Genomic DNA, 20,858 nt, shown 5'->3' on the forward strand with positions numbered 1-20,858 from the left:
TCACGAAAAAGGCGGGCGCCGACAGGGCCCGCCTTTTTTCATTCTCGCGATGTGGGACCTCCCTTTGGGAGCGGGCCACGCCCGCTCCTACAGGTTTTCCCCGCTCGCTTTCAGTCCGGCCAGCACCAGGCGCTGGTACAGTTCCTCGCGCAACCCTTCCGGCTTTGCCAAGCCCATCCGCTCCAGATGTTCCGGGAAAGCCTCCGGCTCTGGCGCATCCAGGGTCGCCTTGCCCAGTTCGAGTATTTCGCTCAGGCGCAGCTTGCTCTTCAGCCAGCCGAGCGCTCGCAGCAGGTCGCGCTCATGCTCGGTGAAGTCGCAGCCCAACGGGAACTCCGGCAGCAACGTGCGCAACCCCTGGGTCGCCTTGCGCAGGCGTTCCGGCGTGTTGTTGCGGTAACGCTCGTCCAGTTGGAAGTCCTTCGGCAGCTTGCCGGCCTCCTGCGCCTGGACGATCAACGCATCCTGGAACCGCGAATCGGCGATGGCCAGCATCGCGGCGATCACCTCGGCGTCACTGCGGCCGCGCAGGTCGGCGACGCCGTACTCGGTCACCACCATGTCGCGCAGGTGCCGGGGAATGGTGGTGTGGCCGTAGCTCCAGACGATGTTGGAGCTCAGCTCGCCCTCGGATTCGCGCCAACTGCGCAGCATCAGGATCGAACGCCCGCCGTCCAGTTCATGGGCCTGGGCGACGAAGTTGTACTGCCCACCGACGCCACTGAGTACCCGGCCATCCTCCAGTTGGTCGGCCACGCCGGCACCCAGCAGGGTGACGGTGAAGGCACTGTTGAGGAAGCGCGCATCGCGGCGCTGCTCACGCTTGAGCGCTTCGTCGCGGTACAGGTTGTTGACGAAGCCGATCCCGGTCATGCCGATCCCGGCCAGTTCATCACGAGGCATCTCGCGCAGGCGCCGGTAGAACGCCTGCGGACCGAGGAAGAAACCGCCATGCAGCCAGACGCCGGGCTCGCTGGCGGGCGAGCCCGGACGCGCCGCGACCCGTCGGCTCAATACGCCTGCCTCGGCCAGCGCCAGCAACCCGGGAACGAACATTTCACTGCAGCCGTAAAGACCCTGCTCGAACACGCCGAGGCCGCCGTCGCGCTCGATCAGCCCGGCGTGGCGGTCGGTGGAGTCGAGGCTATCGAGCAGCGCGCGGTAACCGTGGTTGTCGCGCTGGCGGGTGAGCAGCGCCGACGTCAGGGCGTCGCCCATGGAGCCGATGCCGACCTGCAGGGTACCGCCGTCACGCACCAGGGCGCTGGCGTGCAGGCCGATGCAGTGGTCCTGCAGGCCCACCGGCAGGTTGGGTGTGGAAAACAGCGTGCTGTTGTCGCCCGGCGCGTCCACCAGCAGGTCGAAGAACTCCTCGTCCACCTCGGCGTCGCCGGGCATGTAGGGCAACTGGTCGTGGACCACGCCGACGATGACGATGGTCTCGCCTGCCGCGCGGCGGCGCTGCAGCATCGGCAACAGGTCGAGGGTGACGTCCGGATTGCAGGCCAGGCTCAGCTTGCCCGGCCGGGAAGGGTCGCGAGCCACCAACTGGGCGACGGCGTTGACGCCCTTGGCGTTGATATCGCGCGCCACGTGGCTGTAGTTGCAGCTGATGTAGTTCTGCTGCGCCGCTGCACTGTCAAGCAGGCTGCCGGGCTGCAGGTAGAACTCCTCGACGCGGATGTTCTCCGGCAGGCTGCCGCTGCGCAGGTCGTGCAGGTAGTCCAGCTCGGGATAGTCGCCATAGATGCGCTCGACGAAGGGTTCGAGGAAGCGCCGTTGCAGCTCGCCGCCTGCTTGCGGGCGTCCCAGCGACAAGGCGGTGTAGAGCGTCAGCTGCCGGCGAGGGTTCTCGCGGATGTGCCGGTACAGCGCATTGGCCAGCTGGTTGGGCTTGCCCAGCCCGAGCGGCAGGCCGAGGCGGATATGCCCCTGCAAGCGCTCAAGCAGGTGTTCGACGGCGGTTTCGATCGAGCAGGATTGCACCGGGCTTCCCTCCTGGTTCAGTTCGACGACAGGAGTTTGGACCGGCTTTACGCAAGAGTTGCTCCCGCGACTCACGAGGAGACAAATCGCGGACATGAAAAAGCCGCCCTCGGGCGGCTTTTTCGCACAGCTCGGCTGTTACAGGCCGGACATGTGGTGAATCGCAGCTTTCAGCTCGTCATCGGAGCAATCAGCGCAGGTGCCCTTGGGCGGCATGGCGTTGATACCCGAGATGGCCTTGGCCAGCAGGCCGTCGAGGCCGCCCTGCTCTTTCGCACGCTTGCCCCACTCGGCCTTGTCGCCGACTTTCGGCGCGCCCAGCAGGCCGCTGCCGTGGCAGTTGGTGCAGACCTTGCCGACAATCTCTTCGCCCGAACGCGGAGCACCGCCACCACCGGCAGCTGCTACGGCGCCAACGCCCTCGCATTCCTTGCCCTGGACGCAGACTTTGCCGACAGGTTCGAGACGCTTGGCAATGGCGTCATCGTTGGTCGCGGCCTGAACGCTCACTGCCCACAGGGCCAGTACGGCAGCTTGGGCTGCCAGGATTTTTCTAATCAGGTTCACCCTTTCACCCTCATCGTGGCTTATCACGCCCGGTCGCGGTATGCAGTCACAGTCTCGGGCCGCGCGAGCGGGCGCAAGTATAACGGCAAAGGCGGCGAGCTCGAAACAATTGCACCCTCTAGTGGGGCCTTGCGGCATTAGGTCGCAGCGGGTCTGGCCGGTCCTACCGGCTGTTCAAAAATTTGCCGGTGTCGTCGCGCTGATCAGCCGCGCCGGGGCTTCGAACGGGTTGCGGAAGCGGTGCGGCTTGGTGCTGTCGAAATAGTAGCTGTCACCGCATTCGAGAACGAAGGTCTCGTCGCCGACGGTCAGTTCCAGGCGGCCTTCGACCAGCACGCCGGTCTCTTCGCCTTCGTGGGCGTACATGTCGTCACCGGTATCGGAGCCCGGCGGATAGGTCTCGTCGAGCAGCGTGATGGCGCGGCTGGGATAGTCCTTGCCGATCAGCTTCATGATGATCGAGCCGCTGGACAGGTCGCTGAGTTCGTCTGCCTTGTAGACCACAGGAGTGTTGCTGCTCTGTTCCAGATCGAGGGAAAAGAACTCGACCAGGGACATCGGAATACCACCCAGCACTTTCTTGAGCGAGCTGATGGAGGGGCTGACGCTGTTCTTCTCGATCATCGAGATTGTGCTGTTGGTCACACCCGCCCGTTTGGCGAGTTCGCGCTGGGACAAACCTTTGAGCTTACGGATGGCTTGCAGACGAGCACCGACGTCCAAGGGTGGGGTCCTCCTTATTCTTGTATCAGGCAGGCTCACGAACCTGACTTTGATCTGCTGCGCGTCGGCATCACTGCGTTGAAAGCGCCTTCGGGATGCTCATTTACTGGCGTAAATTCCGCGCCCTCAGCCGCTTTCGCCTTGTTCTGCTCTAGCTCGCGAGATCAAAAACAGGCTCTGAAAGGCAGAACCCGCAACGGCTTGAGCCGAGCGGGTTCCAAGTGCCACGTATCATGGCAACACCGTTCAGTATTTACAACAGATCGCCCGCCGATCCTGCGCAAACTTTACGGGCGGTATCCGTCACTCGCCGCTATAGACCCGCGGGACGCGCTTGAGGTTGCAGAACAGCTGATAAGGGATGCTGCCGCACAGGGAGGCCAGTTGGCTGGCGGGGATATTCGGGCCCCAGAGTTCGACGCGGCTGCCCAGGCCCGCGCTCGGCAAGTCGGTCAGGTCCACGGTGAGCATGTCCATGGACACGCGGCCGATGATGCGGCTGGGCTTGCCGTCGATGAACACCGGCGTGCCGTCCGGCGCGTGGCGCGGATAGCCGTCGGCATACCCCATGGCGACCACGCCGACACGCACCGGGCGGTCGGCGATGAAACGTGCGCCATAGCCCACCGGCTCGCCGGCCGGCAGTTCGCGGATGCTGATGACCTGGGACTCCAGGGTCATCACCGGGCGCAGTTGGTCGGCCAGCGGGTGCGCCTGTTCGAAGGGGGTGGCGCCGTAGAGCATGATGCCGGGGCGCACCCAGTCGCTGGGCACCTCGGACCAGCCGAGAATGCCGGGAGAATTGCGCAGGCTGATTTCGTGACCCTGGCCCGCGGCTTCGCGCACGGCTTGGAAGGCCGCGACCTGCTCCTCGGTGCGCGGGCAGTCCAGCTCGTCGGCGCGGGAGAAGTGGCTCATCAGCACGACCTTGGCCACGTGCGGCAGCGCCTTCAGGCGTGCCAGCGCGGCGGCGTAGTCCTGCGGGAAGAAGCCGACGCGGTGCATGCCCGAGTCCATCTTCAGCCAGACGGTCAGCGGCTTGCTCGGACGGGCGCGCTCGATGGCTTCCAGCTGCCAGGCCGAGTGCACCACGCACCCGAAGTCGTGGGCGTCGATCAGCTCCAGTTCGCTGGATTCGAAGAAGCCTTCGAGCAGCAGGATCGGCGCGCGGATGCCGGCTTCGCGCAGCTCCAGCGCTTCCTCGATGCAGGCCACGGCGAAACCGTCGGCCTCGCCTTCCAGTGCGCGGGCGCAGACCACCGCGCCATGCCCGTAGGCATCGGCCTTGACCACCGCCAGCGCTCGGGCGCCGGTGACTTCACGGGCCAGGCGGTAGTTGTGGCGCAGGGCGGCGAGATCGATCAGGGCACGGGCGGGACGCATGGCGAGGCTCTCTTTTTATCAATGTGGTACGAAACTGCAGACGAAAAAAACCCGGCGCTCCGGCCGGGCCACGCAAAACGATCAGGGCAGTGCGGCGACGATGGAGACTTCGACGAGGATCTCCGGGTAACACAGCGCTGCCTGGACGGTGGCGCGCGCCGGAGCGCAGCCCTGCGGGACCCACTGGTCCCAGACGCCGTTCATGCCGGCGAAGTCGGCGGCGACGTCCTTCAGGTAGATGGTTGCCGAGAGGACACGCGACTTGTCGGTGCCGGCTTCCTCGAGCAGGCGCTCGACGCTGGCGAGGACTTCACGGGTCTGTTGCTCGACGCCGGCGGAGAGATCGTCTGCCACCTGGCCGGCAAGGTACGCCGTGCCGTTGTGGACGACGACCTGGCTCATCCGCTGATTAGTGTGCAGGCGCAGGATGGCCATCATGGGCCTCCGAGGCAGAGCCGTAGCGGGAAATGTCCAGACCTTCGGTGCTGATCTGCGGACGCTTCTTGGCCATCAGATCGGCGAGGTAGCGACCCGAGCCACACGCCATGGTCCAGCCCAGGGTGCCGTGGCCGGTATTGAGGAACAGGTTGCGGTAGCGGGTGGCGCCAACGATCGGGGTGCCGTCCGGGGTGGCCGGGCGCAGGCCGGTCCAGAACTCCGCCTGGCTGACGTCGCCGCCTTCCGGGTAGAGGTCGGTAGTGATCATTTCCAGGGTGGCGCGTCGACGCGGGTTCAGCGACAGGTCAAAGCCGGCGATTTCCGCCATGCCGCCCACGCGGATGCGCTGATCGAAGCGGGTGATCGCGACCTTGTAGGTCTCGTCGAGAATGGTCGAGGTCGGCGCCATGTCCGGGTTGGTGATCGGCACGGTCAGCGAGTAGCCCTTGAGCGGGTAGACCGGAGCATCGATGCCCAGCGGCTTGAGCATCTGCGGCGAGTAGCTGCCCAGCGCCAGCACGTAGCGGTCGGCGGTAACCAGTTGGCCATCGACCCAGACGCCGTTGATGCGGTCACCGGCGAAGTCCAGCCGCTGGATGTCCTGGCCGAAGCGGAATTCCACGCCCAGGGCCTTGGCCATCTCGGCCAGCTTGGTGGTGAACATCTGGCAGTCGCCGGTCTGGTCGTTGGGCAGGCGCAGGGCGCCGACCAGCTTGTCGGCGACCTTGGCCAGGGCAGGTTCGACGCGGGCGATGCCGGCGCGGTCGAGCACTTCATAGGGAACGCCGGTGCTTTCCAGGACGGCGATGTCCTTGGCAGCGGAGTCCAGCTGCGCCTGGGTACGGAACAGCTGGGTGGTGCCCAGGGAGCGGCCTTCGTAGGTGATGCCGGTCTCGGCGCGCAGTTCGTCGAGGCAGTCGCGGCTGTACTCGGACAGGCGAACCATGCGCTCCTTGTTCACTGCGTAGCTCTTGGCGTTGCAGTTGCGCAGCATCTGCCACATCCAGCTGTACTGGCTGGGATCGCCGGTCAGCTTGATGGCCAGGGGCGCGTGGGTCTGCATCAGCCATTTCATGGCCTTGAGCGGGATGCCCGGGGCGGCCCAGGGCGAGGCGTAGCCAGGGGAAACCTGGCCGGCGTTGGCGAAGCTGGTTTCCAGGGCCGGGCCGGGCTGGCGGTCGACGACGACCACCTCGAAGCCGGCACGGGCGAGATAGTAAGCACTGGCGGTACCGATCACACCGCTGCCAAGCACCAGAACGCGCATCTTTGCCTCCTACGTCGCGCCAGGGGCGCGGACGTTTCTTATTCTGAACGTAGATGCGCGCAGTATAGGAAGTCAGGCTCAGCGATATTCACTGATTGCGATACGGTATTTGACGAAAATTCCTGGCTTAAGTCGCTTTCACGGAGGGACATCCACCAGGATTACAGCATTTTCACCCGAGACCGGATGGTCGAGGATCTGGCGAAGTTTTCACCAGACCCAGAGGAAATAGCGAACAGCGCGGGATTGGCCAGAACTTCTCGCGCCGGACCGTTCTCCAGCGGGAATTACCTGCTTCCACCGCCGTCCCCCGGACTCGCCGCCGAACGCGGCGACGAGCAGGGAAATCCCCTTGGCGCGCTTATTTGCGCACCCACTGGCCGTTGACCTGCACGTACTGCCCCGGGGGCGTGCGCTCGATGGCCTTCTTGCCGGCCAGGGATTCCACGTCCTTGAGGGTGGCGCCACTCTGGCTGGCGACCTTCTGGTACTCGGCGCGGCGCGCGGCGTTGATCTGCGCGGCGACGTCGGCGGCATCACCGCCGTTCTTCACGACGCCCAGGTAGCCGTCGGGCTGCTCGCCGACCAGCCCCTGGGACTTGGCGCCGCCCAGGGCGGACATCGCCTGCTCCAGGCTCATGGCCATGACCGGCAGGCTCAGGCAGAGGGCGACCAGCGCGACGCCCAGTTTGCGGTGCAATCTCATGCAAAGGCTCCTTCTCAGAACAGGCCACTGTTCTCGTTGATGATGCCGTCGAGCGCCTTGTCGACCTTGATATAGATCTCGTGCTCGATCTTCACGTTGAGGTTGATGTTGATCGGCTCCTTGGGCGCCGCCAGCTGCACGGTGGGCGTGCAGCCCTGAGCAAGGCCTGCCAGGAGCAATAGGGCGAATAGGGCGCGGAGGCGCATTTCAGGTTCTCCTTGCGGTCATGGCGCGGCGGCCGGGTCGTTGCGCAGGCGGTCCTGCACGCGCTTGCGGATGGTATCGCTGACCCGGTCGCTCAGTTGCAGGCTGGTGAGCAGTTTGGGCACGTTCTCCTCCAGGTTGACGTTGAGGTTGATCGGCCGCCCCTGCTCCAACTCAGGATTGCGCCCGCTCAGGCTCAGGGCGAGGAGCAGCGTGCCGGATTCATCATAATCCACGCGGCTGCTCAGCTTGTCGTAGCGGAAGTCGTCGATGGCGGTAGCCACCAGTTGCATGGCCGGATTGCTCTGGCCGAGCGACTGGATCTTCGGCGAGCGGAACTGCAGGACGCCCGGTTCACGCGCCGCCACTTCGCCATTGCGGATCACCAGCTTGCCCTCGTGCAGGCCCAGCGGCAGGTTGCCGTCGATGATCCCGTTGCCGGACAGCCCTTCCGCCGGATAGGCCGCGAGGATCGCCTCCAGCGCCAGCCCTTCCAGCCTGAGGGTAAGACCCTGGCCCAGCGCGGAAAGATCCACGGCTCCGGCCGGCAGCCAGGCGCGGCCCTTGAACAGCCCGAGCTCCGCCTGCTGCCAGTCGACACGCCCCGCCAGCGGCGCGGACAGCGAAGCCGTGTAATGGCCCTGCAGGGACAGCGGACCGAGGGTCACGCCGGGGTTGAGCGAAGTGACTTTTACCTGTGGCAACTGCAGCTCCATCTGCGAACCTTTCAGGGCGAACTTCGCCTGCAGGTCGAGGCCATGGACTTCGCTGCGATCGTAGACACCCTCCAGCCCGCTGCCGCGCAGGTTCAGGTCGAGGCTTTGCGGCGCGCTGCCCGGCGGCAGGTGCCAGTTCAGATCGAAGCTGGCCTTGCCATTGTTCAGACTGAGCAGACCGGGCCAATCGCCGAGGGATTTTTCCAGGGGGTTGCCGGTGCGCAGAAAGAACTCCGGCTGCCGCGCCGCCAGGGCCACGCCCTGTTTCGCCGAGTGGTTCAGCTCCACTTCGGCATTCAGTCCGCCGCTGTTCAGCAAGCGCCCCTTGAACTGCTGGGCGTCGAGACTCGCCGCGAGTGTGCCCACGGCATTCCAGGGCAGCGGTTTGACGTGGGGTTGGCGCAGCTCGCCGACGGCCAGCTTCAGGGGGGCGTTGAGCTGCAGGGTGGCCGGCGTGTCGCTGGCGTACCCCAGGTTCAGTGCACCTTTACCCAGCGTGGCGGCCAGCTTGTTGGCCCTCAGCGACTGCGGGCCGGCCAGCGTGCCAACCTGCAACTGCGCGCCGTCGGCCAGGTTGAAACTCGCCGACTGCTGATCGATCCGACCGTCGAAACGCAGGTCGACGCGGCTGTTGTCACCGCGCAGGCCGGCGATTTCCAGGTGCGGAACCTTGCCCTCCAGCCGCGAATCACTCAGTTGCAGCGCCAGTGGGGTCGTCTCCAGCAGAGCCACGCGGGAGCGCAGACGCAGGTCGGCAGCGCCCACCGCACGCAGGTCGGCGCGCACACTACCGACTTCTTCCTCCACGCCCGGCTCCAGGTGCAGCGTCAGGCGCGCCGGGCGCAGGCCGACCGGCAGCGCTTGCAGCCAGTCGCCATACAGATCGGAAAGGCGCAGGTCGCCGCTGACCACCGACGGTCGCCAACCGACCTCGGTCGCACCGGCGATCAGCCGCAGGTCGCCCTGCAGGCTGCCAAACCCGGGAAGTGGCCAGGGCTGCGGCAACTGCAGGGAGAGGTCGATACTGCCACGGCCATCACGCAGGCCGGGCCAGTCCGGCCAGGCGGCGTCGCCGGCCAGTTGGGTGTCCCAGCTCAGGCGCAAGCGCCCGGCTTCGGGGACCGGCAACGGCAGGTTCGGGGTCGGCAACCACATGCCGAGCCAGTTGCGGACTGCCTGCACCGGCGGCACGGCGGGACTGAAGAGACTGCCACTGAGCTGGCGGCTGACGGGCGCCCAAGTGGAGTCCAGGGAAAGCAGTTGCTGGTTGTCCAGGTAACTGTCGAGTTGCAGGCGCCACTGGCCACTGCCAGGTTGCAGCAGTCCGTTGAACGCCAGCTGCTGGCCACCCTGGCGCAGCTCGCCGCCCAGCGCGGCGGCGCCTCCCGGGATCTGCTGCCAGTGCGCGCTGCCGTTGAACGTGCAGCGTTGTTCGCGGGCGCAGGGTAGCTCGACGACGACCCGCTCCAGCGCCAGTCGTCCCGGCAGCAGCGCCAGCCAGCGGTTGAGCTCGGTGATATCCGGCAGCGCGGTTGCTGCTTCCGGCACGCCCTTTCCCGGCCACTGGCGCAGGTCGAGGCTGCCGGCTGCCAATTCCCTGAGGCGCCAGCGGCCGTCTTCGTGCTCGGGCCAGCCGACACGCAGGCCCTGCAACTGCACGGTCAACCGCGAACCGTCCGGCGTCCGGCGTTGCAGCGCCAGGCGCCCCAGCGTCAGCCCCTGGCGCGACACACCCAGGCCCTGCAATTGCTCGACGCTCACCCCGGCATTCGCCAGTACGCGCGGAACGGCCAGCCACATCGCACCGGCCGCCGCTGCCAGGAGCAGCAACAGCAGCAGGAGAACGGTGCGCAGGCGAGGAAGCGACATGCAAAAGCCTCAGCGAAAAACGGCCGGATTCGACCGGGAAGGACAGGGCATTGGCCTACAGGCTGGCCGTCCGACGCGGGAAGTTCAAGGGATGCCAGTGATATTCCCTGCACAACAGACTATATTGCCGACATTCCCCCATGCTCATTGTTCGACCTCAGAGTCCTTCCCATGAGAACCCAGCACCAAAGCCGCCGCGAACTGGACAAGATCGACCGCAACATCCTGCGCATCCTGCAGGAGGAAGGTCGCATCTCCTTCACCGAACTGGGCGAGCGCGTCGGCCTCTCCACCACGCCGTGCACCGAGCGCGTCCGCCGGCTGGAGCGCGAAGGGATCATCATGGGCTACAACGCCCGACTGAACCCGCAGTACCTCAAGGCCAGCCTGCTGGTGTTCGTCGAGATCAGCCTGGACTACAAGTCCGGCGACACCTTCGAGGACTTCCGCCGCTCGGTGCTCAAGCTGCCGCACGTGCTCGAGTGTCACCTGGTGTCGGGCCACTTCGACTACCTGGTAAAAGCGCGCATCTCGGAGATGGCCTCCTACCGCAAGCTGCTGGGCGACATCCTGCTCAAGCTGCCCCACGTGCGTGAATCCAAGAGCTACATCGTGATGGAAGAGGTGAAGGAAAGCCTCACCCTGCCCATCCCGGACTGAGAAGCGGGCTGATTCCCCGCCGTTCGCGGCACGCTCAACAGATTTATTTACGACTTCCCGGCGCTTTTTGCAGCCAGGCTATTGGCTGCGCGGGAAGTCGGCGTTTATCCTGCGTAAAATTTTAACAACACAAAAATCAGGATATCGCACATGAACGCCCGCGTTCACCAGCCGGTGCACACCGACCGCCACGCCCCGTCCTACTACGCCGCGAGCGTCAATCGCCGCCTCGAAGTACCGCCCCTGACCGGCGAGGAAAGGGCCGATGTGTGCGTCATCGGTGGGGGCTTCTCCGGGCTGAACACGGCCATCGAGCTGGCCGAGCGCGGGCTCTCGGTAATCCTGCTGGAAGCCCACCAGATCGGCTGGGGCGCCAGCGGCCGCAACGGTGGCCAACTGATCCGCGGCGTCGGCCATGGCCTGGAGCAGTTCGAGCCAGTGATCGGCAGCGATGGCGTCCACGCCATGAAGCTGATGGGGCTGGAGGCCGTGGAGATCGTCCGCCGCCGCGTCGAGCAGTATGCCATCGACTGCGACCTGACCTGGGGCTACTGCGACCTGGCCAACAAGCCCTCCGACGTCGAAGGTTTCCAGGAAGATCTCGACGAGCTGAAAAGCCTCGGCTACCGCCATGAGCTGCGTATGGTGCCGAAAGAGGACATGCGCTCCATCGTCGGCTCCGACCAGTACGTCGGCGGCATGGTCGACATGGGCTCGGGCCACCTGCATCCGCTCAACCTCGCCCTCGGCGAAGCCGCCGCGGCGCAGAGCCTGGGCGTGAAGCTGTTCGAAAACTCCGCCGTCACCGGCATCGACTACGGCAGCGAAGTGCGCGTGCGCACCGCCAAGGGCAGCGTACGCGCCAGGACCCTGGTGATTGCCTGCAACGCCTACCAGAACGGCCTGAACCACTATCTCGACGGCAAGGTGCTGCCAGCCGGCAGCTACGTGATCGCCACCGAACCGCTGTCCGCCGAACAGGCCCACGCCCTGCTGCCGCAGAACATGGCGGTGTGTGACCAGCGCGTGGCGCTGGACTACTACCGGCTCTCCGCCGACAACCGTCTGCTGTTCGGCGGCGCCTGCCACTACTCCGGTCGCGATCCGGCGGACATCGCCGCCTACATGCGCCCGAAGATGCTCAAGGTGTTTCCGCACCTGGACAACGTGCGCATTGATTACCAGTGGGGCGGCATGATCGGCATCGGCGCCAACCGCCTGCCGCAGATCGGCCGCCTGCCCGACCAGAACAACGTGTACTTCGCCCAGGCGTATGCCGGCCACGGCGTGAATGCCACGCACCTGGCCGGCAAGCTGCTCGCCGAAGCCATCACCAGCCAGCAGGGCAGCGGCTTCGAGCTGTTCGCCAAGGTCCCGCACATCACCTTCCCCGGTGGCAAGCTGCTGCGCTCGCCGCTGCTGGCCCTGGGCATGGCCTGGTACCGCTTCAAGGAAACCCTCGGCAGCTGACCGCCGCTGCGATCCAGCAGCTAGAATCTTCCGCAGCCCGTCACCGGCGGGCTTGTCGGAGACGCCTCTTTGCTTCCACGCCTGATACTGCTGATCCTCCTGACCCTGGGTGGCTGCGCCAGTGCGCCGCCGCCCGAGCCTTCGCACGTGCTGTCGGTGCAGGGTACCCGGCTGGACAACCAGATCAGCGAACAGGCCGCGGCCCATCCCGGCCAATCCGGCTTCCACCTGCTCGCCTCGAGTGTCGACGCCTTCCTCGCCCGCGCCGAACTGATCCGCAAGGCTCAGCGCAGCATTGACCTGCAGTACTACATCGTCCACGACGGACTCACCACCCGCGCACTGATCCGTGAGCTGATCAGGGCCGCGGATCGCGGCGTGCGCGTGCGCATCCTGATCGACGACACCAGCAGCGACGGCTGGGACTACGAACTGGGCACCCTCGCCGCCCACCCGAATATCCAGGTGCGCCTGTTCAACCCGCTGCACCTGGGCCGCAGCACCGGTGTCACACGCAACCTAGGCCGTCTGTTCAACCTGTCCGAACAGCATCGGCGGATGCACAACAAGCTGCTGCTGGCCGACAACAGCGTGGCCATCGTCGGCGGCCGCAACCTGGGCGACGAGTACTTCGACGCCAAGGCCGAGATGAACTTCAGCGACCTCGACCTGATGGGCGTCGGCCCGGTGGCGCAGTCGCTGGGGCAGAGTTTCGACCAGTACTGGAACAGCCGCATCAGCCGCCCCATCGAAGACTACCTGTGGGGCGACCCCGACCTCGATGAGCTCAACCGCATGCGCCGCACGCTGGACCGCTATCTGGCGAAAGAACGGGTGAAAAGCTCCAGCTATATCGCGCGGCTCAACCGCAGCAGCGACCGTCCGCACCTGCAGAACTGGCTGGACGACCTGGTCTGGGCACCGGGCAAGGCCGTCTGGGATACCCCGCTGAAAGTGCTCGACCAGGGCGACCCGCAATCGGAACACCTGCTCAGCACGCAGCTGCAGCCGCTGTTCGATGGGGTCTCGAAAGAGTTGATCCTGGTCTCGGCCTATTTCGTGCCGACCAGCGCCGGCGTCGAGTACCTGACCCAGCGCGCCGATCACGGCGTCAGCGTGCGCCTGCTGACCAATTCACTGGAGGCGACCGACGTGCCGGCCGTGCACGCCGGCTACGCACCCTATCGACTTGAGTTGCTGGAGCACGGGGTGAAGCTCTACGAGCTGCGCGCCGATCCGGACCAGCGCCTGTCCGGCGCGCCCTGGATGGTGCGCGGGTCCAGCAGCGCCAGCCTGCACAGCAAGGCCGCGGTGTTCGACCAGCAGAAGGTGTTCGTCGGCTCGCTGAACTTCGACCCGCGCTCGGTGCTGTGGAACACCGAGGTCGGCATCATCGTCGACAGCCCGGAACTGGCGGACCAGGTACGCCGCCTGGCGCTGGCGAGCATGTCGCCCAGCGTCAGTTACCAGGTGAAGATCGCCCCGGACAGCGACCCGCCCAAGCTGGTCTGGATCGAGGAGCGCGGCGGCAGGCTGGTGGCGCTGGACCGTGAGCCAGGCAACGCCTGGCGCCGGCTGAACGCGTGGATCGCCGGCGCCATCGGGCTGGAGAAGATGCTCTAGGAGCGCTCCTGCTGCAGCTCCGCGTCGGTCGTCTTCATCACCGGGGGCAGGCCGCGGTAGGACACCAGCACCACGAAGCCGGCGGCTCCCAACGCCATTACCAGCGGCAGCGCATGACCGCTGATCCACTGGCTGGCCGCACCGGTGGCCAGTGGCCCGATCAGGCAACCGATGCCCCAGAGCTGGGCGATGTGCGCATTGGCGCGGACCAGCGCATCGTCGCGGTAGCGCTCGCCGATGAGGATCAGCGACAGAGTGAACAGCCCGCCCGCACTGGCGCCGAACAGCACCAGCACCGGCCAGATGGCGGTGTGATGCAGCAGCAGCGGCATGGCCAGACTGCTGAGCAACAACACGATGCCGCAGCCCTTGAACAGGGTCTCCCGCGAGATGCGGTCGGCCAGCCAGCCGATGGGCAGTTGCAGTAGCGCGTCGCCCACCACCACGGTGCTGACCATCGCCAGCGCCACGGCCTGGGTGAAGCCCTGCTGCACGCCATACACCGGCAGCAGGGTCAGTATCATCGCCTCGAAGCCGGCAAACAGCACCACCGCCCAGGCGATCGCCGGGAGCTGGCCGCAGAAGGCAAACAGTCCACGCCCGTTGGCGCTGTTCGGATCGACCCTGGGGGCACCGGTACGCCCCAGCAGCAGCAGGGAGCCGCCCACCAGCAGGCAGACGCTGAACCAGAATCCACGGTTGTCCGTGGTGCCGATGAAGGTCAGCAGGACTGGTCCGGACAGCTGGCTCAGCGCATAACCGGTGCCATACAGCGCGACCAGTCGGCCGCGCCATTTCTCGATGGCCAACTGGTTGATCCAGCTTTCGCCGAGGATGAACACGACGGTCAGTTGCACGCCGATCAGCAGGCGCAGGAATAGCCAGATCGGGTAGCTCTGCAACAGCGCGAGCAGGCCGACCGAGAAGGCTCCGGAAATCAGGCAAATGCGCATCAGGCGTGGCGTGCCGACCCGCGCAGCCAGCCGACCGGCGATCATCGAGCCCAGCAGCACGCCCACCGCCGGGGTGGACGCCATGACGCCAATGGCGAAGCTGCCGTAGCCCCAGCCTTCCAGGCGCAACGAGACCAGCGGCATGGTCAGGCCCAGGGCCAGGCCGATGCTGATCACGGCAGCACACACGGCAAAATACGGTCCCCAACGCATTGTCTTTCTCCCGTTCCATCCGGAGCGCACGCCAGGCGCGAGGGTGCCCGATGCGCAATGCACAGCGGCCGGGCTTCCCTGAAGGAAACCCGGCCGCGGTGTAGCTCTGTGTCAGAGCCGGCCCCTGGATCGGGGCCGACCTGCTTCAGGTCTGGATTACAGCTTGATCCAGGTGGCCTTCAGCTCGGTGTATTTATCAAAGGCGTGCAGCGACTTGTCGCGGCCGTTGCCGGACTGCTTGAAGCCACCGAACGGAGCGGTCATGTCACCGCCGTCGTACTGGTTCACCCACACGCTGCCGGCGCGCAGCGCCTTGGCAGTCAGGTGGGCCTTGGACAGATCGCTGGTCCACACCGCGGCGGCCAGGCCGTACGGTGTGTCGTTGGCGATGCGGACGGCTTCTTCGGCATCGGTGAACTCGATGACCGACAGCACCGGGCCGAAGATCTCTTCACGGGCGATGCGCATGGCATTGGTCACGCCGTCGAAGATGGTCGGCTCGACGTAGGTACCGCCAGTCTCTTCCAGGGTGCGCTTGCCGCCGGCGACCAGCTTGGCACCGTCGTCGTGGCCAGCCTGGATGTAGCTCAGCACGTTGTTCATCTGGGTGGTGTCGACGAGCGCACCAACGTTGGTTTCCGGGTCCAGCGGGTTGCCCGGCTTCCAGGCCTTGATGGCCTCGACGACCATCGGCACGAATTCGGCCTTGATCGACTTCTCCACCAGCAGGCGCGAACCAGCGGTGCAAACTTCGCCCTGGTTGAAGGCGATGGCGCTGGCGGCGGCCTCGGCAGCGGCTTTCAGGTCCGGAGCGTCAGCGAAGACGATGTTCGGGCTCTTGCCGCCGGCTTCCAGCCAGACGCGCTTCATGTTGGATTCGCCCGCGTAGATCATCAGCTGCTTGGCGATCTTGGTCGAACCGGTGAACACCAGGGTATCGACGTCCATGTGCAGGGCCAGGGCCTTGCCTACGGTGTGGCCGAAGCCCGGCAGGACGTTGAACACGCCTTTCGGAATGCCGGCCTCGATGGCCAGCTGGGCGATGCGGATGCCGGTCAGCGGGGACTTCTCGGAGGGCTTGAGGATCACCGAGTTACCGGTGGACAGCGCCGGGCCGAGTTTCCAGCAGGTCATCAGCAGCGGGAAGTTCCACGGAACGATGGCGGCGACGACGCCGACCGGCTCGCGGGTGACCAGGCCCAGTTCGTTGTGGGCGGTGGCGGCGACTTCGTCGTAGATCTTGTCGATCGCTTCACCGCTCCAGCGCAGGCTGTTGGCGGCGCTGGACACGTCGATGCTCAGCGAGTCGCTGATCGGCTTGCCCATGTCGAGGGTTTCCAGCAGGGCCAGTTCCTCGGCGTTCTCCAGCAGCAGTTCGGAGAAACGGATCATGACCTTCTTGCGCTTGGCCGGGGCGAGGCGCGACCAGACGCCGGAATCGAACGCAGCACGGGCAACCTGCACGGCACTCTCGGCATCGGCCAGATCGCAACTGGCGACCTTGGCCAGGAAGCGACCATCCACAGGGCTGATGCAATCGAAGGTGGCGCCGGATGCGGCGTCGACGTACTCACCGTTGACGAAGGCGCGGCCTTCGATCTTCAGGTCCTTGGCGCGAGCTTCCCAATCGGCGCGAGTGAGGGTACCCATGACAACGTGTCCTCTTATTAATGTACTTATCAGGTGCAGGCGCCCGGCGGGCGCACTGTCAAAAATTCCGCAAGGCGGAGCGAACGCATGCTGTTCGCCACCCTAAACCTGCGGCAGTCAATTTTCAATATTTTTTACACTAAGCGGCCAAATGGCCTTGTCACGTTCGTTTTATTAAACATAGACTGCCCTGATTCGTCGGCTGATGGTTTTCCGACAGCCGCTTCGGAGTAAATATCCAACAGCGCTGCGCGTGCCCGCACGCACTCTCGCCAACAACTCTAAAGAACCGAGACCGCCATGAACGTCGAGCAGATCGTCGATTTCGCCCAGGCCACCACCGCCCCCGAACACTACCGCCCCGCTCCGGACCGCATCATCAAGGGCGACCCGGCACAGAACGTGCGCAACCACTACGCCAGCGACTGCGGCCAGTTCAACGTAGGCATCTGGGAAGGCGAACCGGGCCACTGGAACGTCAGCTACACCGAGCATGAATACTGCGAGATCCTTCAGGGCGTATCGGTGATCCGCGATGCCAACGGCGGCGCCAAGACCGTGCGGGTCGGGGACCGCTTCGTGATCCCGGCCGGCTTCAGCGGCACCTGGGAAGTACTGGAACCCTGCCGCAAGGTCTATGTGATCTTCGAGCAGAAGGCCTGATCGCCCGAACATGAAAAAGCCCGCCAATCGGCGGGCTTTTTTTCGCCTGCAATCTTCGAACGGAAAAATCGCGGGCAAGAAAAAACCCGCCATGAGGGCGGGTTTCTTCACAAGGGCGAAGATCAATTACTTGATCTTGGCTTCCTTGTAGACCACGTGCTTGCGAACAACCGGATCGTATTTCTTGATCTCGATTTTCTCAGGCTTGGTACGCTTGTTCTTGTCGGTGGTGTAGAAGTGGCCGGTACCGGCGCTGGACACCAAACGGATCAGTTCGCGCATGACTGCAGCTCCTTAGAATTTTTCGCCGCGGGCGCGCAGGTCGTTCAGAACGGCCTCGATGCCACGCTTGTCGATGATACGCATGCCTTTGGCGGAAACGCGCAGACGCACGAAGCGCTTCTCGGATTCAACCCAGAAACGGTGGTGCTGCAGGTTCGGCAGGAAACGGCGGCGGGTTTTGTTGTGTGCGTGGGAAATGTTGTTCCCGGTAACCGGACCCTTACCGGTCACTTGGCAAACTCTCGACATGGCTCAGCCCTCTGTAAACCACATGCCAAACCCGGCATGGGTTGGCTGCTTAACTCAATAGGATTCTCAGTTTCACCGGGGTCTTAACTGCCGCTTCGCCGCAATCAGGTCGCAGGATCAGGCAGGGCCCCAGAAAAGAGCGCAGCTTTATATCAGAAAGTCACTTCCAGCTGCAAGGGAAAGCATGACTCGAAAAAGCCAACGCCAGCCCCCGTGGGCCGCGGCACTGGTGCCGTTCGTCGCTTGTCATCGTTGTGAGGGCCGACGGCTTGGTCTAGGGTAGCTCCTTCGAGGCTGCCATCAGCCTTGCATGACCCGCCCAGCCTTGCGGATGGGCATCTTGCCAGCTCACACGGAGTTCGTCATGCGTCTCGCCCTTCTTGCTCTCCTTCTTTCCCCTGCCCTCGCCAGCGCCGCCTCGCTGAGCGTGTGCACCGAAGCCAGCCCTGAAGGCTTCGACGTAGTCCAGTACAACTCGCTGACCACCACCAACGCCTCGGCCGACGTGCTGATGAACCGCCTGGTGGACTTCGACGCCGCCCGTGGCGAAGTGGTGCCGAGCCTGGCCGAGAGCTGGCAGGTGTCCGACGACGGTCTGACCTACGATTTCCAGCTGCGCGACGGCGTGGTCTTCCACCACACCGACTACTTCAAGCCCAGCCGCACGCTGAGCGCCGACGACGTGGTATTCAGCTTCCAGCGCATGCTCGACCCGACCCAGCCCTGGCACAAGGTCGCGCAGAGCGGCTTTCCCCACGCCCAGTCGATGCAGCTGCCGAGTCTGGTCAAGGCCGTGGAGAAGGTCGACGCCCAGCACGTGCGCTTCAGCCTCAACCACCCGGACGCCACCTTCCTGGCGATGCTCAGCATGGGCTTCGCCTCCATCTATTCCGCCGAGTACGCCGACCAGTTGATGAAGGCCGGCACCCCGGAGAAACTCAACGCCCAGCCGATCGGTACCGGGCCCTTCGTCTTCAAGCGCTTCCAGAAGGACGCCGTGGTGCGCTACAGCGCCAATGCCGAGTACTTCGGCGGCAAGCCGGCGGTGGATAACCTGGTGTTCGCCATCACCCCGGATGCCAGCGTACGCCTGCAGAAGCTCAAGCGCGGGGAATGCCAGATCGCCCTGTCGCCCAAGCCATTGGACGTCGAGGCCGCGCAGAAGAGCGCCGAGCTCAAGGTCGAGCAGACCCCGGCCTTCATGACCGCGTTCGTCGGCATCAACAGCCAGCACCCGCCGCTGGACAACGCCAAGGTGCGCCAGGCGATCAACCTCGCCTTCGACAAGGGCACCTACCTCAAGAGCGTGTTCGCCGGCAGCGCCACTGCCGCCGACGGCGTCTATCCGCCCAACACCTGGAGCTACGCCAAGGACATTCCCGGCTACCCGCGCGACCTGGACAAGGCCCGCGCGCTGCTGGCCGAGGCCGGGCACAAGGACGGTTTCAAGACCACCATCTGGACCCGTCCCTCCGGCAGCCTGCTCAACCCCAACCCCAGTGTCGGCGCACAGCTGCTGCAGGCGGACCTGGCGCAGATCGGCATCCAGGCCGAAATCCGCGTGATCGAATGGGGCGAACTGATCCGCCGCGCCAAGGCCGGCGAGCATGACCTGCTGTTCATGGGCTGGGCTGGCGACAACGGCGACCCGGACAACTTTCTCACCCCGCAATTCTCCTGCGCCAGCGTCAAGTCCGGGCTGAACTTCGCGCGCTACTGCGACGCCAAGCTCGACGGCCTGATCAGCCAGGGCAAGGCAGTGGCCGACCAGCGCAAGCGCAGCGAGCTGTACCACCAGGCCCAGCAGATCATCCACGACCAGGCCCTGTGGCTGCCGCTGGCGCACCCGACCGCCTCGGTGCTGACCCGCCAGAACGTCAAGGGCTATGTGGCGAACCCCTTCGGCCGCCAGGACTACTCGAAGGTGCAGCTCTGAACGGCGAACTGCTCGACCATCTGCTGCGGGAGTTCCAGTTCGCCGAGCGGCACTCGCTGACCCTGCGGGCATCGCCCGGCCAGGTGCTGGACGCTGTGGGCCAACTCACCGCCGAGCACGACCCGCTGGTGCAGCGTTTCCTGCAGATCCGCGAGGCGCCGGCCAGGCTGGCCCTGCGCCTGGGTCTGCGCAACGCTCTGGAGGACCGCCCGCGCTTCGGCCTGCATGAGTTCACCCTGCTCGGCCGCAACGCCGACCGCGAGCTCGCCTACGGGCTGATCGGACGTTTCTGGCGCAGCGACTTCGGCCTGCGCCCGTGCGCCGATGGCGACGCCTTCCGACGCTTTGCCGAGCCCGGCACCGCGCGGCTGGTGCTGCATTTCTCCTGCGAGCAGGCGGAGAAGGAGGGCTTCACCCTCCTCCGCACGGAAACCCGCGTGCACTGCCCGGACCGCCGCAGCCGCCTGCTGTTCACGCCGTACTGGCTGGCCATCCGTCCGGTCAGCGGGCTGATCCGCCGACGCCTGCTGCGCGACATCCAGCGCCGCCTCTCAGACCATCCCCAGCTCGGCCATTGACTGCGGCTCGCCGTCACCGACGATGAAGTGATCCAGCACGCGCACGTCGATCAGCGCCAGCGCCTCGACGATGCGCTGGGTCAGCAGGTGATCCGAGCGGCTCGGCTCGCACACGCCGGAAGGATGGTTGTGCGCCAGGATCAGCGCAGCGGCGTTGTGCGCCAGGGCGCGCTTGACGATCTGCCGGGGATAGACGCTGGCGCTGTCGATCGAACCATGGAACAACACCTCGAACTCCAGCACCCGGTGGCGGTTGTCCATGAACAGACAGGCGAAGACCTCGTGGGGCTCATGGCGCAGCCGCGCCTTGAGGAAGTTGCGCACCGCCTGCGGGCTCTCCAGCGCTGGGCCACGATCCATGTCCTCGGCCAGGTGCCGACGCCCCATTTCCAGCACCGCCTGGAGCTGGGCGAACTTCGCCGGGCCAAGGCCGTGGTGACGGCAGAAAGCGTCGAGATCAGCTTCCAGCAGCGCACGTAGGCTGCCGAACTCCACCAGCAGCCGGCGCGCCAGGTCGACGGCGCTGCACCCGGCCACTCCGGTGCGCAGGAAGATGGCAAGCAACTCGGCGTCACTCAGGCTTGCTGCGCCCCGCTCGAGGAGTTTCTCCCGAGGGCGCTCCGCCGCCGGCCAGTCAAGAATTCTCACACCGCCTCCCAGTCAGGACCGCCCGCTGTTCCGCTGCGGGCGCTGTGCTATCTTAGCCCCCTCGCTTCGCGCAG

The 20,858-nt window shown here is 65.5% G+C and carries 20 protein-coding genes; 6 read left to right on the forward strand and 14 right to left on the reverse strand.

From position 1 onward, the window contains the following. Positions 1 to 87: 87 nt before the first annotated feature. The 9 genes from AC1ZV1_RS28940 to AC1ZV1_RS28980 form a co-directional block, all read right to left on the reverse strand. Positions 88 to 1,926, reverse strand: a complete 1,839-nt coding sequence (locus tag AC1ZV1_RS28940) for an acetyl-CoA hydrolase/transferase C-terminal domain-containing protein (protein ID WP_484297665.1) — start codon at positions 1,924 to 1,926, stop codon at positions 88 to 90. Between the two features lie 198 nt (positions 1,927 to 2,124). Further along, a complete protein-coding gene (locus AC1ZV1_RS28945) occupies positions 2,125 to 2,553 on the reverse strand; it encodes a c-type cytochrome (protein WP_054910073.1) in 429 nt (142 codons plus the stop codon). Between the two features lie 174 nt (positions 2,554 to 2,727). Continuing rightward, positions 2,728 to 3,276 (reverse strand): cupin domain-containing protein, encoded by a 549-nt coding sequence (locus tag AC1ZV1_RS28950; RefSeq protein WP_024762080.1) that lies wholly within the window; start codon positions 3,274 to 3,276, stop codon positions 2,728 to 2,730. 303 nt (positions 3,277 to 3,579) lie between these two features. Further along, positions 3,580 to 4,659, reverse strand: a complete 1,080-nt coding sequence (gene alr, locus AC1ZV1_RS28955) for an alanine racemase (RefSeq protein WP_484294764.1) — start codon at positions 4,657 to 4,659, stop codon at positions 3,580 to 3,582. 81 nt (positions 4,660 to 4,740) lie between these two features. Continuing rightward, positions 4,741 to 5,094 (reverse strand): RidA family protein, encoded by a 354-nt coding sequence (locus AC1ZV1_RS28960; protein WP_484297666.1) that lies wholly within the window; start codon positions 5,092 to 5,094, stop codon positions 4,741 to 4,743. Next, complete coding sequence (dadA, locus tag AC1ZV1_RS28965; protein WP_484294765.1) at positions 5,069 to 6,364, reverse strand: D-amino acid dehydrogenase; 1,296 nt, start codon at positions 6,362 to 6,364, stop codon at positions 5,069 to 5,071. Before dadA ends, AC1ZV1_RS28960 begins: the two co-directional genes overlap by 26 nt. Before the next feature lie 361 nt (positions 6,365 to 6,725). Next, entirely contained in the window at positions 6,726 to 7,070 is a 345-nt protein-coding gene (locus tag AC1ZV1_RS28970; protein WP_484294766.1) for a YdbL family probable chaperone protein, read from the reverse strand. Between the two features lie 14 nt (positions 7,071 to 7,084). After that, positions 7,085 to 7,276 carry a YnbE family lipoprotein gene (locus AC1ZV1_RS28975; protein ID WP_081515164.1) on the reverse strand — a complete coding sequence of 64 codons (192 nt, stop codon included), beginning with the start codon at positions 7,274 to 7,276 and terminating at the stop codon, positions 7,085 to 7,087. 18 nt (positions 7,277 to 7,294) lie between these two features. Further along, positions 7,295 to 9,859 (reverse strand): intermembrane phospholipid transport YdbH family protein, encoded by a 2,565-nt coding sequence (locus AC1ZV1_RS28980; RefSeq protein WP_484294767.1) that lies wholly within the window; start codon positions 9,857 to 9,859, stop codon positions 7,295 to 7,297. 171 nt (positions 9,860 to 10,030) lie between these two features. Here AC1ZV1_RS28980 and dadR point away from each other — a divergent pair, with 171 nt between their 5' ends. The 3 genes from dadR (at position 10,031) to AC1ZV1_RS28995 (ending at position 13,612) form a co-directional block, all read left to right on the forward strand. Continuing rightward, positions 10,031 to 10,519 carry a transcriptional regulator DadR gene (gene dadR, locus AC1ZV1_RS28985; RefSeq protein ID WP_015479539.1) on the forward strand — a complete coding sequence of 163 codons (489 nt, stop codon included), beginning with the start codon at positions 10,031 to 10,033 and terminating at the stop codon, positions 10,517 to 10,519. Positions 10,520 to 10,669: 150 nt separating this feature from the next. Beyond that, positions 10,670 to 11,989 (forward strand): NAD(P)/FAD-dependent oxidoreductase, encoded by a 1,320-nt coding sequence (locus AC1ZV1_RS28990; protein WP_484294768.1) that lies wholly within the window; start codon positions 10,670 to 10,672, stop codon positions 11,987 to 11,989. A 69-nt stretch (positions 11,990 to 12,058) separates the two neighbouring features. Then, positions 12,059 to 13,612: a phospholipase D-like domain-containing protein gene (locus AC1ZV1_RS28995; RefSeq protein ID WP_484294769.1), complete on the forward strand. Its 1,554-nt coding sequence runs from the start codon at positions 12,059 to 12,061 to the stop codon at positions 13,610 to 13,612. Here the strand turns inward: AC1ZV1_RS28995 and AC1ZV1_RS29000 are convergent. Further along, positions 13,609 to 14,778 (reverse strand): MFS transporter, encoded by a 1,170-nt coding sequence (locus AC1ZV1_RS29000; protein WP_484294770.1) that lies wholly within the window; start codon positions 14,776 to 14,778, stop codon positions 13,609 to 13,611. The genes AC1ZV1_RS28995 and AC1ZV1_RS29000 overlap by 4 nt on opposite strands. A 156-nt stretch (positions 14,779 to 14,934) precedes the next feature. After that, positions 14,935 to 16,428, reverse strand: a complete 1,494-nt coding sequence (locus tag AC1ZV1_RS29005) for an aldehyde dehydrogenase (RefSeq protein WP_484294771.1) — start codon at positions 16,426 to 16,428, stop codon at positions 14,935 to 14,937. A 300-nt stretch (positions 16,429 to 16,728) separates the two neighbouring features. On the opposite strand from AC1ZV1_RS29005, the gene AC1ZV1_RS29010 reads away from it, so the two are divergent. Next, positions 16,729 to 17,091, forward strand: a complete 363-nt coding sequence (locus AC1ZV1_RS29010; protein ID WP_024762072.1) for a cupin domain-containing protein — start codon at positions 16,729 to 16,731, stop codon at positions 17,089 to 17,091. Positions 17,092 to 17,217: 126 nt separating this feature from the next. Here AC1ZV1_RS29010 and rpmG read toward each other — a convergent pair whose 3' ends face one another. Then, positions 17,218 to 17,373: a 50S ribosomal protein L33 gene (rpmG, locus tag AC1ZV1_RS29015; protein ID WP_484294772.1), complete on the reverse strand. Its 156-nt coding sequence runs from the start codon at positions 17,371 to 17,373 to the stop codon at positions 17,218 to 17,220. A gap of 12 nt (positions 17,374 to 17,385) precedes the next feature. Beyond that, positions 17,386 to 17,622: a 50S ribosomal protein L28 gene (gene rpmB / locus AC1ZV1_RS29020; RefSeq protein ID WP_009614118.1), complete on the reverse strand. Its 237-nt coding sequence runs from the start codon at positions 17,620 to 17,622 to the stop codon at positions 17,386 to 17,388. Between the two features lie 364 nt (positions 17,623 to 17,986). Between rpmB and AC1ZV1_RS29025 the strand changes: the two genes are divergently transcribed. Together AC1ZV1_RS29025 and AC1ZV1_RS29030 are read left to right on the forward strand one after the other, a co-directional pair. Then, positions 17,987 to 19,558 carry an ABC transporter substrate-binding protein gene (locus tag AC1ZV1_RS29025; protein ID WP_484294773.1) on the forward strand — a complete coding sequence of 524 codons (1,572 nt, stop codon included), beginning with the start codon at positions 17,987 to 17,989 and terminating at the stop codon, positions 19,556 to 19,558. Positions 19,559 to 19,653: 95 nt separating this feature from the next. Next, positions 19,654 to 20,136, forward strand: coding sequence for a hypothetical protein (locus AC1ZV1_RS29030; RefSeq protein WP_484294774.1), 483 nt, complete (start codon positions 19,654 to 19,656; stop codon positions 20,134 to 20,136). On the opposite strand, the gene radC is transcribed toward AC1ZV1_RS29030, so the two are convergent. Further along, positions 20,110 to 20,784 (reverse strand): RadC family protein, encoded by a 675-nt coding sequence (gene radC, locus AC1ZV1_RS29035; RefSeq protein ID WP_484294775.1) that lies wholly within the window; start codon positions 20,782 to 20,784, stop codon positions 20,110 to 20,112. The two genes, AC1ZV1_RS29030 and radC, sit on opposite strands and share 27 nt — an antisense overlap. Positions 20,785 to 20,858: the final 74 nt, after the last annotated feature.

The organism is Pseudomonas sp. BB438, assembly GCF_057180225.1.